The 15,891-nt window shown below is 70.9% G+C and carries 15 protein-coding genes; 8 read left to right on the top strand and 7 right to left on the bottom strand.

Annotated elements, in window-relative coordinates; genetic code table 11:
- Nucleotides 1-18 precede the first annotated feature (18 nt).
- From ACIP6U_RS23015 to ACIP6U_RS22990, 6 genes are all read right to left on the bottom strand, one after another.
- Nucleotides 19-945, bottom strand: coding sequence for a dihydrodipicolinate synthase family protein (locus tag ACIP6U_RS23015; protein ID WP_401720798.1), 927 nt, complete (start codon nt 943-945; stop codon nt 19-21).
- Nucleotides 945-1,961, bottom strand: coding sequence for an oligopeptide/dipeptide ABC transporter ATP-binding protein (locus tag ACIP6U_RS23010; RefSeq protein WP_401720795.1), 1,017 nt, complete (start codon nt 1,959-1,961; stop codon nt 945-947). Before ACIP6U_RS23010 ends, ACIP6U_RS23015 begins: the two co-directional genes overlap by 1 nt.
- A 43-nt stretch (nt 1,962-2,004) precedes the next feature.
- On the bottom strand, nt 2,005-4,017 hold the full coding sequence (locus ACIP6U_RS23005; protein ID WP_401720793.1) for a dipeptide/oligopeptide/nickel ABC transporter permease/ATP-binding protein: 2,013 nt from the start codon (nt 4,015-4,017) through the stop codon (nt 2,005-2,007).
- Nucleotides 4,014-4,976, bottom strand: coding sequence for an ABC transporter permease (locus tag ACIP6U_RS23000; protein WP_401720790.1), 963 nt, complete (start codon nt 4,974-4,976; stop codon nt 4,014-4,016). The genes ACIP6U_RS23005 and ACIP6U_RS23000 overlap by 4 nt, the downstream gene beginning before the upstream one ends.
- A 4-nt stretch (nt 4,977-4,980) precedes the next feature.
- Complete coding sequence (locus ACIP6U_RS22995; protein WP_401720787.1) at nt 4,981-6,570, bottom strand: ABC transporter substrate-binding protein; 1,590 nt, start codon at nt 6,568-6,570, stop codon at nt 4,981-4,983.
- 178 nt (nt 6,571-6,748) lie between these two features.
- On the bottom strand, nt 6,749-7,189 hold the full coding sequence (locus ACIP6U_RS22990; protein ID WP_401720784.1) for an ester cyclase: 441 nt from the start codon (nt 7,187-7,189) through the stop codon (nt 6,749-6,751).
- Between the two features lie 116 nt (nt 7,190-7,305).
- Here ACIP6U_RS22990 and ACIP6U_RS22985 point away from each other — a divergent pair, with 116 nt between their 5' ends.
- Both ACIP6U_RS22985 and ACIP6U_RS22980 read left to right on the top strand, forming a co-directional pair.
- Nucleotides 7,306-7,962, top strand: coding sequence for a TetR/AcrR family transcriptional regulator (locus ACIP6U_RS22985; RefSeq protein ID WP_401720781.1), 657 nt, complete (start codon nt 7,306-7,308; stop codon nt 7,960-7,962).
- Between the two features lie 47 nt (nt 7,963-8,009).
- Nucleotides 8,010-8,465: a protein phosphatase gene (locus ACIP6U_RS22980; RefSeq protein ID WP_401720778.1), complete on the top strand. Its 456-nt coding sequence runs from the start codon at nt 8,010-8,012 to the stop codon at nt 8,463-8,465.
- Here the strand turns inward: ACIP6U_RS22980 and ACIP6U_RS22975 are convergent.
- Nucleotides 8,446-8,925: a GNAT family N-acetyltransferase gene (locus ACIP6U_RS22975; protein ID WP_401720777.1), complete on the bottom strand. Its 480-nt coding sequence runs from the start codon at nt 8,923-8,925 to the stop codon at nt 8,446-8,448. The genes ACIP6U_RS22980 and ACIP6U_RS22975 overlap by 20 nt on opposite strands.
- A 221-nt stretch (nt 8,926-9,146) precedes the next feature.
- Between ACIP6U_RS22975 and ACIP6U_RS22970 the strand changes: the two genes are divergently transcribed.
- From ACIP6U_RS22970 to ACIP6U_RS22945, 6 genes are all read left to right on the top strand, one after another.
- Nucleotides 9,147-9,950: an SCO2525 family SAM-dependent methyltransferase gene (locus ACIP6U_RS22970; RefSeq protein WP_401720770.1), complete on the top strand. Its 804-nt coding sequence runs from the start codon at nt 9,147-9,149 to the stop codon at nt 9,948-9,950.
- Between the two features lie 63 nt (nt 9,951-10,013).
- Nucleotides 10,014-11,939 (top strand): SCO2524 family protein, encoded by a 1,926-nt coding sequence (locus tag ACIP6U_RS22965; protein ID WP_401720767.1) that lies wholly within the window; start codon nt 10,014-10,016, stop codon nt 11,937-11,939.
- A gap of 2 nt (nt 11,940-11,941) precedes the next feature.
- The gene (locus tag ACIP6U_RS22960; RefSeq protein ID WP_401721486.1) at nt 11,942-12,859 is read left to right on the top strand and encodes an SCO2523 family variant P-loop protein; all 918 of its coding nucleotides are present in this window, start codon (nt 11,942-11,944) and stop codon (nt 12,857-12,859) included.
- Complete coding sequence (locus tag ACIP6U_RS22955) at nt 12,856-13,836, top strand: SCO2522 family protein (RefSeq protein ID WP_401720764.1); 981 nt, start codon at nt 12,856-12,858, stop codon at nt 13,834-13,836. The genes ACIP6U_RS22960 and ACIP6U_RS22955 overlap by 4 nt, the downstream gene beginning before the upstream one ends.
- Nucleotide 13,837: 1 nt before the next feature.
- Nucleotides 13,838-14,830 (top strand): SCO2521 family protein, encoded by a 993-nt coding sequence (locus tag ACIP6U_RS22950; protein ID WP_401720761.1) that lies wholly within the window; start codon nt 13,838-13,840, stop codon nt 14,828-14,830.
- The gene (locus ACIP6U_RS22945; RefSeq protein WP_401720758.1) at nt 14,827-15,882 is read left to right on the top strand and encodes a hypothetical protein; all 1,056 of its coding nucleotides are present in this window, start codon (nt 14,827-14,829) and stop codon (nt 15,880-15,882) included. The genes ACIP6U_RS22950 and ACIP6U_RS22945 overlap by 4 nt, the downstream gene beginning before the upstream one ends.
- Nucleotides 15,883-15,891 lie beyond the last annotated feature (9 nt).

The following is a 15,891-nucleotide window of genomic DNA, read 5'->3' as shown; positions in this document are numbered from 1 at the left end:
CCTCTCGGCCGCAGGGCGCTACAGCAGTCCGGCCGCCGCCAGGAACTTGCCCACCCGGCGTACCTCCTCCGGCGACAGCGGTACCTGGGGCTCCGCCGTCGCCGGGCAGTCGATGATCCCGCGCAGGTGCAGCGCCGCCTTGAAGGCGCCGAGCGCCGAGGAGCTGCCGCCCATCCGGGCCCGGTCGCCGGCGCCGACCAGGTGGAACAGGGCGCACAGGCGTTCCTGTTCGGCGCGGGCGCGGTCCCAGTCGCGGGCCTGGCAGGCCCGGTGGAGGCGGACGTAGCCGTGCGGGTCCACGTTGGCGAGGCCGGGGACGGCGCCGTGGGCGCCGAGTGCGAGGGCGGAGTCGACGAACAGTTCGGAACCGGTCAGGACGCTGAAACCGGTGAGGGCGCGGGCGCCGGTGACGACCTCGCGGAAGCCGGCCAGGTCGCCGCTGGAGTCCTTGAGCCCGGCCAGCGTGCCGTCGGCGGCCAGCTCCAGGACCAGCTCCGCGGGCAGCTTGCTGTGGACGGCGACGGGGATGTCGTAGGCGACGACCGGGACCGGACTCGCGGCGGCGATCAGCCGGAAGTGGCGGGCGATCTCGGCGGGGTGGGTGCTCGTGTAGTACGGCGCCGTCACGACCACGGCGTCCGCGCCGGCCGCGGTGACGGACTCGACGTGGTCCAGGACCCTCGGGGTGGTCATGTCGATGACGCCCGCGAGGACCGGGAGCTGCCCGCCCACGTGGCCCACCACCGACTCGACGACCTGTCTGCGCCGCCGGTCGGTCAGGTAGGCCGCCTCGGAGGAGGAGCCGAGCACGAAGAGCGCGTCCACCCCGCCACCGACCAGATGGTCGACCAGCCTGAGCAGGGAGGGGACGTCCACCTCGCCGTCCGGTGTCAGGGGGGTGCAGACGGGCGGGACGACACCGGTGAGCGGGGTGGGGAAGGTCATCAAGGCTCCCTGGGGTGGTTCTGCCGCACGAGATCGCGGGTCGACTGGTCCTCCTCCACAGGATGGTGGCAGCGGTAGCGGTGTCCGGCCTCCGACGCGGCCGAGAATTCCGGCATTTTGGACACGCACTCCTCGTCGGCCTTCCAGCAGCGGGTGCGGAAGGGGCAGCCGCTCGGCGGCCGGGTGGCCGAGGGGACCGGGCCGGTCAGCGGGATCGGGTCGACGGGGTCGAGCAGTCCGGGCGTGGCCGAGAAGAGAGCGCGGGTGTACGGGTGCCGGGCGCGGTCGGTGACGTCGGCGGCCGGGGCCTCCTCGACGATCCGGCCGAGGTACATGGTGATCACGCGGTCGCTCATCCGCCGTACCGTCTGGATGTCGTGCGAGACGAACACCAGGGCCAGGCCCAGGCGTTCACGCAGGTCGAGCAGGAGGTTGAGGATCTGGGCGCGCACCGACACGTCCAGGGCGCTGGTCGGCTCGTCGGCCACCACCAGGTCGGGGTCCAGGGCCAACGCCCGGGCGATCGCGACGCGTTGGCGCTGGCCGCCGGAGAGCCGGCCGGGCAGCGCGTCGGCGACGGATCGGGGCAGACCGACCAGGCCCATCAACTCCCGTACCCGCTCCTCCCGTTGGGCCTTCGTGCCGCGCTCGTGCACGTCCAGCGGGTCGCGCAGGATCTGCCGGATCGGCAGCCGGCGGTTCAGGGCGGTCGAGGGGTCCTGGAAGATCATGCCGACGCCGGACCCGATCGCCGCCCGGCGCTCACCGTCCGGCATCGACCACAGGTCCCGTCCCCGGAAGACCACCGACCCGGCCGTCGGCTGCTCCACGCCCACCAGCACCTTGGCCAGCGTCGACTTCCCGCACCCGGACTCCCCGACCACGCCGACCGTCTCCCCGGGTGCGACGGAGAGATCGGCACCGGTCAGGGCGTACACCCGGTCCCGGCTGAAGAGTCCGCCGCTGCGGGCCTTGTGCACCACGTGGGCGTCGGACAGCTCGACGATCGCGTTCACTGGGGGCCTCCGGCGTCGTGCGTCTGATCGGCGGGGGTGGGGTTCACGCCAGAGCCTCCGCCGGGGTCGGTTCGGGTGCCGGGTGGTGGCAGGCCGTGGTGTGGGTCGGGGGGCCCAGCAGGTCGGGGCGGGTGGTGCGGCACAGGTCGCTCGCCAGGGGGCAGCGGTCGGCGAAGCGGCAGCCGGCGGGGAAGTCGGCGGGGGAGGGGACCACGCCCTTGATCTGGGTGAGGCGTTCGGCCGCCGACTCCAGCGAGAGCACGCTGCCGAGCAGGCCGCGCGTGTAGTGGTGGGCCGGCGCCTCCACCAGGTCGGCGGTCACGCCCGTCTCCACGATCTGTCCGCCGTACATCACCACCACCCGGTCGGTGACGTCCGCGACGAGCGCGAGGTCGTGCGAGACGAGGATCAGCGCGAAGCCCAACTCCTCGCGCAGGCGCAGCAGCAGCTGCATCACCTGCGCCTGCACGGTGACGTCGAGCGCGGTGGTCGGCTCGTCGGCGACGATGAGTTTCGGATCGCGGGACAGGGCCATGGCGATCAGGACGCGCTGGCGCTGGCCGCCGGAGAGTTCGTGCGGGTAGCTGCGCAGGGTGCGGTCGGGGTCGAGGCCGACCAGGCCGAGGAGTTCGGCGGGGCTGCGGTGACCGCCGCGGCGGACGACCTGCTTGAGCTGGGCGCGGATCGTCATCGCCGGGTTGAGGGAGGAGAGGGCGTCCTGGTAGACCATCGCCATCTCGTGGCCGAGCAGGCGGCGGCGTACGCGCATCGGCTCGGCCAGCAGGTCCCGCTGCTCGAAGCGGACTTGGCCGCGGACGCGGGCGCCCTTGGGCTCCAGGCCCATGATGGTGAGCGCGGTGAGCGACTTGCCGCAGCCCGACTCGCCGACCAGGCCCAGGACTTCGCCGGGCTGCACCTCGAAGCTGATGCCGTCGACGATGTCCACGCCCTGGTGCCGGCCCTCGAAGCCGACGGCGAGGTTCTCGACGGCCAGTATCGGCAGCTGCCCCTGGGGGAGCGGCCGGGCGCGGGCGCGCAGGCGCCGGGCCGCCGCGGCCAGACCGGGTAGCTCCAGCACCTCGCCGGTGCCGGGCTCGGCGGTCTCGAGGCGGTCCTTGTCCGAGTCCTCGCCCGGGTCCGCGTTCCCGCCCGGGTCACGGGTCGTCGCCTCGCGCGCCGAGGGCGCCGCCCACGCGTCGGACACGCCCTCGGACAGGACGTTCAGCGACAGGACGGTGATCAGCATCAGCAGCCCGGGGAAGACCGTCGCCCACCAACCGCCGGTCAGCACCATGTTCTTGCCGTCCGCGATGACGCTGCCCCAGGACGGGTCCGGGGGCCGGACGCCCGCGCCGATGAAGGACAGCGACGCCTCGAAGACGATCGCCTCGGCGACCTGGACCGTGCAGAACACCAGCACGGGGGCGGCGCAGTTGACCGCCACGTGCCGCAGCACGATGTGCGGGGTCCGCGCGCCGATCACCCGCTCCGCGGTCACGTAGTCCTCGCCGTACTGGTCCAGCACGTTCGCCCGCACCACCCTGGCCACCGGCGGGGTGAACAGGAACGCGATCGCGCAGATCAGTACGGTGATGCCGCCGCCGAACACGGCCACCAGGACGGCCGCCAGCGCGATGCCCGGGAACGCCATCACCACGTCCAGACAGCGCATCAGCGTCTCGTCGACGCCCCGGCGCGAGGTCGCCGCGACCGCGCCGAGCACGGCGCCCACGACGAGGGCGAGCGCGGTGGCGCCCAGGCCGATCGCGAGCGACCAGCGGGCCCCGTACATCAGCCGGCTCAGCAGGTCCCGGCCGAGGCTGTCCTGGCCCAGCCAGTGTGCGGCGGACGGGTGTCCGGTGCCGTCGACCGGGGGCTGCTGGGCGAGCGGGTCGTCGGGCGCGAGCAGCGGGGCGAGCAGCGCCACCAGGACGACGACCGCCAGGAAGCAGACGGCGACCTTCGACAGCGGCGGCAGCCGGCGCCAGCCGCGCAGCCGGATGCCGGGCCGGGAGAGCGCGTCGGCCAGGCCCTTGCGCGTGAACGGGGTGTTCATGTGGCCGCATCCCTCAGTCGCGGGTTGACCAGCAGATACAGGACGTCGATGACGAGGTTCACGACGACGAAGCCGATCGCGGTCGTGATCACCACGCCCTGCACGACGGCCGGGTCGCCGTTCTGGACGGCGTCGATCATCAGCTTGCCCATGCCGGGCAGCGCGAAGATCGTCTCGATGACGACCGCGCCGCCCAGCAGATAGCCGACCCGCAGACCGAGCACCGTCAGCGGGTTCATCAGGGCGTTGCGCAGCACGTTGCGGCCGACCACCACGTGCGGCGGCAGCCCGCTGCCGATCGCCGTGCGGACGTAGTCCTTGTCCAGCTCCTCCACCACCGACGTCCGTACGATCCGGGTGAGTTGGGCCGCCACCGGCAGCGAGAGAGCCAGTGCGGGCAGTGCCATGGTCTTGAGCCAGCCGGTGACGGAGTCCGCGGGGTTGATGTAGCCGCCGGCCGGGAACCAGCCCCGGTCCACGGCCAGGTACTGGATCATCAGCAACGCCAGCAGGAAGCCGGGGGCCGCGACCCCGGTCAGCGACACGACGCGGACGATCTGGTCCGGCAGCCGGTCGCGGTAGATCGCCGCGGTCACCCCGCCCAGGAGCGACAGCACGACCGCGATACCCAGGCCCAGGAAGGTCAGTTGGAGGGTGAGCGGCAGCGCGGTGGTGACCTGGTCGAGGACCGGCGCCCGGGTCAGGGTGCTGGTGCCCAGGTCGCCGTGGATCAGGTCGCCCACGAAGTCGACGTAGCGCACGGGCAGCGGGTCGAGCAGGCCGCTGCGCTCGCGGAAGTCGTGCAGCTGCTGCGGGGTGGGGTTCGCGCCCTGGAAGAACGCGGAGGCCGGGTCGACGTCCGAGAAGCGCATCACCAGGAACACGAACAGGACGATGCCGAGCATCAGCGGCACGAGCAGCGCGATGCGCCGGACCAGGATCCGTACGACAGCTGTCATGGCGTCAGACCCACTTCGCCTGGAGGAAGTTGACGCCCGGGTAGGGCTGCGGCTTTATGCCGGTGAGCTCGTGCGGGTCCCAGGCGGTCATCAACTCGTTGTGGACGACCGGGTAGAGCACGGCCTGTTCGGCGACGACGTCGACGTAGTCCTGGATCATCGTCTTCCTCCGCGCCGGGTCGGATTCCCGGGTGGCCAGGTCCATGTCCCTGAACAGCCGCTTGGCGACCGGGTGTTCGGCCCAGCGGGCGTAGCCCATCCAGAGGTTCTGCGGGCCGTAGTTGTAGTGCATGATCAGGTCGGCGTCGAGGCCGAACTGGTTGGGGTTCGAGGCGGCGGCCACGACCTGGTAGTCCTGCTTCTGGTCCAGCTTGGTGAAGACGGCGGTGGTCTCCTGCGGGGACAGGGTCGTCTGCACACCGATCGCGTCCCAGGACGCCTTGATGGTCGGCAGACAGTCGACGATCCAACTCAGGTTCACCGCGAGGATGTCGACCTTCAGCCCGCTGACCCCGGCGGCCTTCAGCAGCGCCTTCGCCTTCGCGGGATCGTGGCGGTAGACGGTCTTCGCCGGCCGGTAGGCGGGGTTGCCCTCGTTCAGGAAGGACGAGGACGGCTTCCCGTGTCCCTTCAGCGCCACCTGGACGATCGTGTCGGTGTCGATCGCGTAGCGCAGCGCCTGCCGCACCCGCACGTCGTCGAAGGGCTTGTGCCGGGTGTTGAACATCAGGAACAGGTTGTTCATCCCGGCCCCGCCCGCGACCGTCATCCCGCCGTCGCGGAGCCGGGCGATGTTGGCGTACGGGATGTTGTCGGAGATCTGCGCGCCCGCGCTCGCACCCGAGACCCGGGCCACGCGGGAGGCCGCGTCGACGATCGTCAGCCAGTTCATCTTGTGAAAGGCCGGCCGGCGCGGGCCGTTGTAGGCCTCGAAGGCGGCGAAGGTGGTGTTGGCCTTCGGATGGTGCGCGGTCTGCCGGTACGGTCCCGAGCCGACCGCCAGACCCCGGATCGCGTCGTCCCAGCCGCCGGGCCGCGAGAACACGTGCCTGGGCATGACCTTGGCCAGCGTGAGCCGCGAAAGCCCGTCCGGGAAAGGGAACTTGAGCACCAGCTCGACCGTGCGTGCGTCGACCTTCCGGACCTCCTTCAGCCAGCTCGCGAAGAAGCCCTTGGCCAGGGTCTGCGTCCCGGGGTCGAGGATCCGGTCGAACACGAACACCACGTCGTCGGCGGTGACCGGCTCGCCGTCGTGGAAGGTGGCGCCCTCGCGCAGCGCGAACCGCCAGGAGGTGGCGTCCGGGTCGCCCGGCACCTCGGTGCCGAGCGCCGGATAGGGCACCCGGGTGATCGGGTCGGTGTCGAGGAGCCCTTCGTAGATGTGGTTGTTGGCGGCCATGGAGAATGCCGACGCCGTCTGCGTGGGATCCCAGCTGCCGTCGTTCCCGTACCCGATCACCGCGGTCAGTGCCCGGTCCCTGCCGCCGCCCCCGGTGTCATTGGTCGACTCCGGCCCGCAGGCCGCCAGGGACGACGACAGGGCAGCGGCCGCGCCCACCGCGCCGGTGTGCTTCAGGAAGGTCCGGCGGTGCACGGTTCCTCCAGCCGAGGATGAGGAGATACGACGTCCTACGTCCTGACGTCAGCGCGACCATAGGTGGGGTCCTGGGGACGGTCAAGACATCGCACACTAATGGGCGTATCCGTCACAGGTCGGACCAATGGCGCTGTGAAATGGCTGGAGTTGATGACCGGTCAGGTCGGGGCGATACCTACCGGGGTGCCTGCTCGGACGCCTGCTCGGGTGCGGTGAGCTGGGCGGCGATCGCCGCCCCGTCCAGCCACACGTTCTCGCGGGCGATCTTTCCGTCCTTGAACTCGAAGACGTGCAGCATCCGGAAGGTCACGCGCCGGTTGTTGCCGGGGATCCCCAGCAGGGAGCCGGGGACCACGCCGGTGATCAGGTCCTCGACGGTCGCGCCGTTCTCCGAGTAGTACGTGTGGGTGCGCTCGTCCTTCTCGGAGCGGAAGTCCTTCAGCAGCTGCAGATAACGCTCCCGGGCCGCCGGGATCCCGTAGGCCGGACCGCCCGGCCAGCCGACCGCGTCGTGCTCGATGTCCTCGCTGTACATGGAGACCGCGAGCTCCGCGTCCCCGATCCGCTCGGCCTCCATGTGGGTCTCGATCAGCGCTTCCATTTCGGCGGGTGTCATGGCGCCCATGGGGCACCCCCTCTCGTTCGTGCCGCGCACTCTGGGGTGCGCGGCCCCCGTTGGTGAGACGCTGCTACCATAATGAGAATACATTCTCATGACAAGAGGGACATCTCATGACCGATGAGGGCGCGGAGGTGCGCGGGCTCGACGGGCGCCGCAACCAGAAGCTGCGCACCCGGCGCGCGCTGGTCGACGCCGCGGTCGAGCTGGTGCGCGAGGGCAGACCGGTCACGGTCGCCGACGCCGCGCACAAGGCCCAGGTCTCGGTGGCCACGGCCTACCGCTACTTCTCCAACCCGCAGGATCTGCTGCGCGAGACGCAGACCGTCGCCCGCGGCTTCGAGGCCCTCGCCGATCTGCCGGACGACCCGGCCGAACGTCTCGACCTGGTCGTCTCCCGCACCGCCGATCTGCAACTGGGCGACGAAGCGGTGTGGCGGGCGGTGCTGCGGGCCGCCCTGGAGCGCTGGACGGACCCCGCCGCCGACCCGGGTACGGGCGCCGGCCCGAACACCGACACCGAGGCGGTCCCCACCCGCAACCGCCTCCGCTTCGACCTCACCCGCGCCGCCCTGGAACCCCTCGCCGACACCCTCCCGCCCGACCTGCACCGCCGCCTGACCATGGCCGCGACGATGGTCTACGGCGTCGAGGCGCTCGTCTCCACCCGCGATGTCTGCGGACTGGACCCCGAGGAGTCCAAGGACGTGATGCGATGGGCGGCCCGGGCCCTGCTGGAGGCGGTTCAGCGGGAGGCCGCGGAGCGGTGAGGCGGCTCGCGCGGGCGAGCGCCGGGACGGGAACCGAGGGGGTCCGCATGGGTGAGCTGTGGGACGAGCACGACGCCGGGGTGCTCCGGCTGCCGTCGGGGCGACTGATCAGGGGCCGAGGTCTGCGGCACCCGCTGGATCCGGCGGCGCCGACACCCTCGTACGCCCTCTATCTGCTCGGTCGGCGGCCGGCGGTCGTCCCCTGGGAGTCACGGTGGCTGCGCTGGCCCGATTTTCGGCTGCCCGTCGACCGGGTGGACGCCCGCGCGGCGCTGGTCGAGGTCTGGGAGCGGGCGGGGGACGAGCGGGTCGAGGTCGCCTGCGGTGGTGGGCGGGGGCGTACGGGGACGGCGCTGGCCTGTCTGGCGGTGCTGGACGGCGTACCGGCCGGGGAGGCGGTCGCGTACGTGCGGGCGCACTACGACCGGCGGGCGGTGGAGACGCCCTGGCAGAAGCGGTACGTGCGGGGGTTCGCGGGGCCCGTCACAGGGTCAGGCGCATGATCACGCGGTCGGCCCCCGGTCCGAAGTAGTCGACGCGGACGTCCTGTTCGGCGGTGAAGCCCAGGGACGCGTAGAGGTCGATCGCCGCGAGGTTGGCGGGGTCCACGGTGAGGCACACCTCCCGCACCCGGTCGGCCCGTAATCGGCGCAGCACCTCCAGCATTAGCCGCCGGCCGTGACCGCGGCCGCGCTCGTCCCGGGTGATGCCGAGCCCCAGGATCCAGCTCCGGGTGGCGTCCGGGGGCGTGCCCACGAGGACGTACCCCTTCAGCTCGGTGCCGTCGTCGAGGACCAGCAGGTGCCTCGGGTACACGTCGTACAGCTGGCGCAGCACGAAGTAGGGGTAGGGCTCGTCGGGGAAGGCCTCCCGGTCCAGATGGGCCAGCGCGGCGAGGTCCGCCTCGTCGACTCCGCGCAGTCGCAGCTGTCGGGTCGAGGGGCGTGCGGGCAGAGCAGTCATGCCACCTCCTGGTGAAGGTCCGGGGCACGTTGACCACTTACGAGTGAATTACGACCTGGGTTCCGATCAGCATGGCTGTGAATCTTCGGCGTGCTCAAGTGCTGTTCAGGACCAAATCCCTTTGTCGATCTGACCACTCAAGAGTTCTTGTAGTACGTCGTCGATTTGGCGTAACGTCCTTGTAGTTGCCGCGAGTTGTGCCCGGCGAGGTATCCTCAGGCATGACCTCCAGAGTTCAGACGGACTCCGACGTGCTCAATGACGACGCGCCATGGGACGAATTCGATCCCGGGGCCTATGTCGATCAGAACTACCGCGATCTTCTGGACGCGGACGCGGAGATCCTCACTTTCGTACGGGAGCACTTCAGTAACCACTTCCGTGAACATTTCGATCGGCCGATTCGCGGTATTGACATCGGTGCGGGAGCCAATCTCTATCCGGCGCTGTCCATGCTCCCGTGGTGCACGGAGATCACTCTGCTGGAGAGGGCGCGGAAGAACGTCAACTATCTGCTTGGCCAGAAGCCGCACTACGACCCGAGCTGGGACAGCTTCTGGAAAGTGCTGTGCGGGAACACCGGGTACGAAGCGATGGACGGCGACCCGAGGGACAGATTCCGCACCACGGTCCAGGTCGAGAAGGGCAATCTGTTCGCCATGGAGCGACGAAAACTTTTCGGTCTGCGTCGTGATCCACGCCGCTGGCAGATCGGAACGATGTTCTTCGTGGCCGAATCCATCTCCACCTCGCACGAGGAGTTCCGGCGGGGCGTCGCGTGCTTCATGGAGGCGCTGGAGCCCGGGGCGCCTTTCGCGGCCGCGTTCATGGAGGGATCGAAGGGGTATGACGTGGGCGACCGGCATTACCCGGCGTGCAACGTGAACGAGACAGAAGTGAAGGAAAGCTTCCAGAAGTTCGCGCAGAAAGTCGATACACGGCGCCTGGGTGAATCGAGTCATCTGGTGCGTCCGGGACACACGGGAATCATTCTGGCCTGCGGTTGGCGGGGCGGTAATTCCTGAATTCCGGATTCGCGGATTCCGATCGGGCGGCGGACGGTACGACCTGGGCGAGGGGGACGGCGGATGCAGATCAAGCCGCGTGTACATCTGCTTCAGATCTGGCAGGCGATTGCCCGCCATTCCTTCGCCGACGGCCGGTGGGACTGGGGGGACTGGGGACGGCTCAGCAGTGTCGCCGACGCCGAGCGCCTGCTGTGCCTGATGTACCCCGCCACGGAGATCCCCGAATTCCGGCTCGACGAGCCCGACACCACGCAGAAGGACGTCCTGCGCGACCTCAGACCGGCCGGCGGCCGGATGGAGATCCCCGCCGCCCTGGTCCGGGCCCTCAGCGAGTTCATGCACCGGCACTCCACCGCCGACGGCAGCCCCACCTTCGCCGGCGACTACTACTTCTCCGCCGAGGATCCGCTCCAGGAGGTCACGCCGGAGCAGCGGGAACTCGGTGTCGTCGACTCCTTCAGCATGTCCGTGACGCTGTGCCTGGCCACCCTCGGCTTCCTCGACAAGTTCGCCCGCACCACGCTCCGTTCCGACCTGCGCGCCGAGGTCGTCGCGCTCAGGGCGGCCACGAGCGAGCGGCTCACCGCCGCCATGGTCGGCCTGCTGCGGTCCTTCACCGTCAACGTCTTCGACGCCGACACCACCCAGGGCCGGCGGCTGTGCCGCAACCTCGGCCAGCCGCGGCTGACCGAGCGGGCCGTGCTCCAGCAGTTCCGGGAGCGCTTCAAGCCGCTGCGCGCCACCATCGCCAACCGCATCACGCTGGGCATCAGCGACACCGAGGACGCCCTCAAGAACGAGAGCATGCTCTTCGAATGCGGCTGGGCGTGGGGCGTGGTGAAGAGCGCGCCGGAGGTCCCCCTGAGCGGCGGGACCGGCACCGAGAGGACCAGCACCGGGACCGCTGCCGACGCCGGTGCCGATCCCGGCCCCGCCAAGCTGGTCGGGGCCCAGGCCGACGGTGTCGCCGACCCCGTCCCGTACCTCTACTTCACCGTCGTCGCCCTCGACGGCATCCAGGACCTCTCCTCGGACCGCACCCTCACCCTCGGTCTGCTCAACGAGGAGCAGCAGACGCTCGCCGAGGCGCTGCGCCTGCGCTGGACGGTGACCCAGCAGTACTGGTCGGAGATCGCCCGGTTCAGCGACGAGCGCTGGCCGCTGGAGGACATCCCCTGGCGGGTCACCGGCCAGCGGCTGGAGTCCGAGTACTTCTCGCTCTCCGTCGCCGCGATCGTCGTCCACGACCTGGTGCGCCGCCGCGCGGGCGACGAGGACCTCGCCCGCACCGTCGACGTCATGGAACGCCTCGCCGAACGCGGCCGCATCACCAGCCCGTTGACCCGCGACGACCAGGCCCTGCGCCTGCACAGTCCCGGCGTCACCCTGCCCCTCCAGGGCAGCGAGCGGCTCGGCCCGCCCCTGCAGTGGACGGTCACCGATTTCTCCGCCCAACTCCTCAAACGGACCGTCCAGTTGGCCGGACTCTCCCGCAGTACCGCCACCCAGGACCGGCTGTTGCGCCTCGCCGACGAGACCTTCGACCACCTGTGGCAGCGGCGCATCGAGGACGGCGAGGGCGTCGACCTCTGGGACGACGTGAACGCCGTCTACTCGACCGCGCCCAAACGCGAGGGCCCGCTGTCCTGGAGCATCACCGAACGCCTCACCGAGTGCATGGTCGTCGCGTACAACTTCTACACCCGCGAACCGATCCGCAGCCCCCAACTCGCGCTCCTGGCGACCGACTTGCTCAGCGAGGCCAACCACCGCTTCGGCAAGGAGGAGATGCAGTCGGCGGTCGGCTCCGCCGGGCCCACCGAGAGCGACTGGGCGAAGTCGCTGCGGACCGTCGAACTGCGGCTGCGCCGCGCGGGCGAACTCGTCGCCACCCAGCCCGGCACCGCGAGCGCCATCGCGCTGGCCGTGCTCGGCGAACTCGACACCCTCGCGCGGGCCCGCGGCGCGGCAGCGGGAGAGGGGTGACCGTGCTCGTCCTCGCCGCCTCCGACAAGGGAGGCACCGGCCGCTCCGTCACCAGCGCCAACCTCGCCTACCACCGCGCGCTGGCCGGGGACGACGTGGTCTACGTCGACTTCGACTTCGGCTCGCCCACCGCCGCGGCCGTCTTCGACGTACCCGACGTCCTGCGCGGCGCCCGCGACGGCGGACTGCACTCCTATCTGGAGGGCCGGGCCGCCGAGCCGGTCCGGATCGACATCTGGCGCCGCACCGAGCACCCCGTCCTGCGCCGCAGGCCCAACGGCTCGGGCCGGCTCGTGCTGCTGCCCGGCGACGCCGGCGGCGGCGAGTTCGCCACCGACGAGGACGCCCTGCGCCGGTGCGTGGACCTGCTGCTGCGCCTGCACACCGAGTTCGACGTGATCATCGTGGACCTCAGCGCGGGCCGCAGCTACGCCATGGACATGGTCCTGGAGGCCACGGCACAGCGCGAGTTGCGCGACCTGCCCGCCCGCTGGGTCGTCTTCCACCGCTGGACCCGCCAGCACGTCATCGCCGCGTCCGGCCTGGTCTTCGCGGAGCGCGGCATCATCGAGGGCGGCGCGGAACGCGGCCACGACAAGGACGCGCTCCAGGGCTCCATCCGCTTCGTGCGGGCCGCCGTACCCGACCCCGACTCGGCGCTCTGGTCCCATGTACCGCCCGCCCAGTCCGCCTGGATGCAGATGTACGACGAGAAGCTGCGGCGGCTGGCCGCCGACCTCGGCATCGGGGACAGCGTGGTGCTCGGGACCGTACCGCTGGAGCCGATACTCCTGCTGCGCGAGCAACTGATCACCGAGGAAGAGGTCGTCTCCACCCAGATCGCCACCGCGGACACCCTGGAGGTGCTGGAGGAGATCGCCCGCCGCCTGACCGACGACACCCACTGGGGGCAGCCGTGACGGAGGCCGTCTTCCGGGAGACCGCGGCCGAACCCCGCACCCAGTCGGTGCCGCTGGCCCATCTCTCCCTGGAACTCGGGCACTTGTACCTGGAGGACCTGGAAGGAGGCCCCGCGCGGCTGCGCGAGCACTTCCAGCGGGTACGGCCCTGGGCGGACGCGGCACGCGCCGACACCGCCGCCCGGACCGCGGGCCGCACCCCGCGGATCAGCACGTGCTTCCTGATAGACGACTACTTCACCCGCTTCTCCACCCCGGCCGACCTGCTCCCGATGATCCTCGAGGAGGCCGGACGGGCCGGGCTCGTCATCGACTACCTGGCCCGCGAGTCCGCCTGTGCCGTCGCCGACAAGGTGCCCGTCGCCCAGGCCGTCGCGGACCGCCTGGTCGAGTCACCGCCCCCGGGCAGCTACGGCGCCCGGCCTCCGGTCAGCCAGTCGGGATGGCTCGCCAACGGACAGCGCACCCCAGTCGCCCGCCCCGCCCAGGCCATGCGCAGGGCCGCCCCCTGGCAGCCGCCCAGCGAGACCGCCGCCCGCCGCCACTCCGTCTTCGTCGACGTCGAGTTGTGGGACCAGGACCGCGACGGCAACCGCGTCTGGTCCTGCGCCTTCCTCGCCGCGGTCTGGCAGCTGGCCCGCCTCGGCCTGCTCCGCAACGAGGGCGAACCCGTCCTGACCGCACGCGACGTGACCACGCGGGACGGACGCCCGCCCGAATTCCCGGGCGCCTGGGACGAGTTACCGCCGCTGCTCCGACTCGACCCGGCCGCCGCCCCGTTCAGCGCCTACCGCACCTGGTCCGTGCTGCCCTCTCGGTTCCTGTCCGTCGAACACGCGGTGCGGGTCGTCCTCGACCAGACCGACGTGGACGCCGGAGCCCTGCGCCAGGCGACCGAACGCGCCGGCCGCGAGGGCCTGTCGACCCCCGACTCCGTCGCCGAGCGCGTCTCGTACGTGTTCTACGCGGGGCCCTGAGATGACGGCCCCGCCCGGCGCGGCGAGCGCGGTCCTGAGCTGCGGCGAGGTGCTCACCTGCATCCTGCCGTCCCAGCAGCCCCTCGACGCCGAGTCGGCCGCGGCACTGCTGAGCCTGCGCACCGACGAACGCGTCCTCGTCTCCGAGCGCCCCAACCTCTACGCGCTCTCGCCCGAGACCCTCACGGGCGTGGACTGCGCGCTGCCCACGGCCAACGGGGCGAAGGTGCGCGTGGTCGGCACGGTCGCGGTCCGCGCGACCCTCACCGAGGGCCGCGTGCTCCAGACCACCGCCTACTTCCGGGCACCGGCCGACGGCCCCGAACGGCGCCGCGCCTGGGGCCACTACCTGATGCGGCCCGGCTGGGTGGAACCGCTCGGCCGACTGCCCGAACAGGAGGCGGCCGACGGCATCCTGAACGGCGGACGCCCGGGCGAACTCGACCTCGGCCTGATCGCCGACGGCCTGCTCCGCGAACTCCTGCGACACCCGCTGCTGGACCAAGCCGTGCCGTTCAAGAAGTCCCGGCGCACGCGCCTCCGTTGGGCCGCGCTGTCCGCCCCGGCCGGCCTCGAACCCGGTGTCGACCCCGGCCCCTCGATCCAGCGCTTCACCCTCGGCGAGGGCGACCTGCGCACCATCCGGCTGTCCGTGCCCGACGGGACGAAGCCGGTGGCCGTGGCCGGGCTGTGCGAGGACTTCGCGCTGCACGACTGGCTGCTCACCACCGTGGTCCGCCTGCTCGACGGCCGGCTCGGATCGGTCGAGGCGCCCACCGCGCTGACGGCACTGCGCCCGGCCGTCGAGCACCTGATGCACCTGTGGATGCCCCGCGCCCGCGGGGACCGCACCCTGAGCACGTTGTGGGACGTACTGGAACAGGAGCCCGGATTCACCCGGCAGTGGCAGAGCATCTCGCAGCGGATCCGGGATCAGCTCGCCCTGCTGAACACCCTTGCACCGCGCCGAGTCCCGACGGGGGAGACACCATGAACGGAGTACCGGTGACCACGACCACGACGACCACCACCGTCGCCCCACCGCACCGGACCAGCCTGCCGGCCCGGCCGGAACCGAGGGGATTACGTTTCCCGCCGGTCCTGGTGAAGATCCTCGTGACCGCCCTGGTCTTCCTCGTCGCCTACCTGGTCACCAACACGCTCGACCAGGACCAGGGCGACGTCTGGAACCTGACCGCGTCCATCGTCATCGGCGGGGCGGCCCTGATCGTCCAGTACCTGGTCGACTTCGAACGCCGCCTCGAACAGATCGAGGCCGGCCAGGCCCAGTTGATCAGGGACGTGCAGGACAACCTGACCAGTCACCACGTCGGCCTGACCGAACTGGTCGACGACCGCTTCGCCCGGATCAGCGAGGCGACCGAACTCTTCAGCAACGTGGACCGTTCGGTGCTGCGCTCGGACGGGGTGGTCAAGCTGGCCCGCAGCGCGACGGAGTGCGGCCAGTTGAACAACGAGACCGTGAAGACCTTCGCCAGCGAGGAGATCGAACGGCTCGCGGGCCTCCTGGAGAACCTGAGCAACCGCAGCACGGACTGCCTCGGCGAGAACCAGGACTGGCTCATCGGCCTCACCCACTGCATCAAGCACAGCCTCGACGCCACCAGCACCTCGGTGGACCGCGACTTCTGGGGCAGCGAGCCCGCCGCCCGCTATCTGGAGGCCCAGAGCGACGCGGTCCAACGCGAGGTGGAGATACGCCGGTTGTTCCTCGTCAACGTCCCCGAGGAGATAGACGACGAACTCAGGGAACTCTGCAACAACCAGCGCGCCCTGGAGATCGACGCCCGCGTGGTGGCCTTCTCCGAGCTGCCGCCCTGGGCCCAACTGGGCACCAAGAGCGACTTCATCGTCTTCGACCGCGAACTGTCCTACGAGATCGACCAGGACACCAAGGACGTCAACGCCAAGACCACGCTCAACGCCCGCCCCTCCCATGTGGAGCACCGCATGCGGCAGTTCACGCGCCTGTGGGAGGCGACGACGAACCTGCCGCACCACGGCATTCCGTCGACGGACGAGTGACGCTGCCGG

This window comes from Streptomyces sp. NPDC088794, from assembly GCF_044750545.1.
GTDB lineage: Bacteria > Actinomycetota > Actinomycetes > Streptomycetales > Streptomycetaceae > Streptomyces.
The sequence above is the reverse complement of the archived record's forward strand: the minus strand, read 5'-3'. Positions and strand labels throughout refer to the sequence as shown.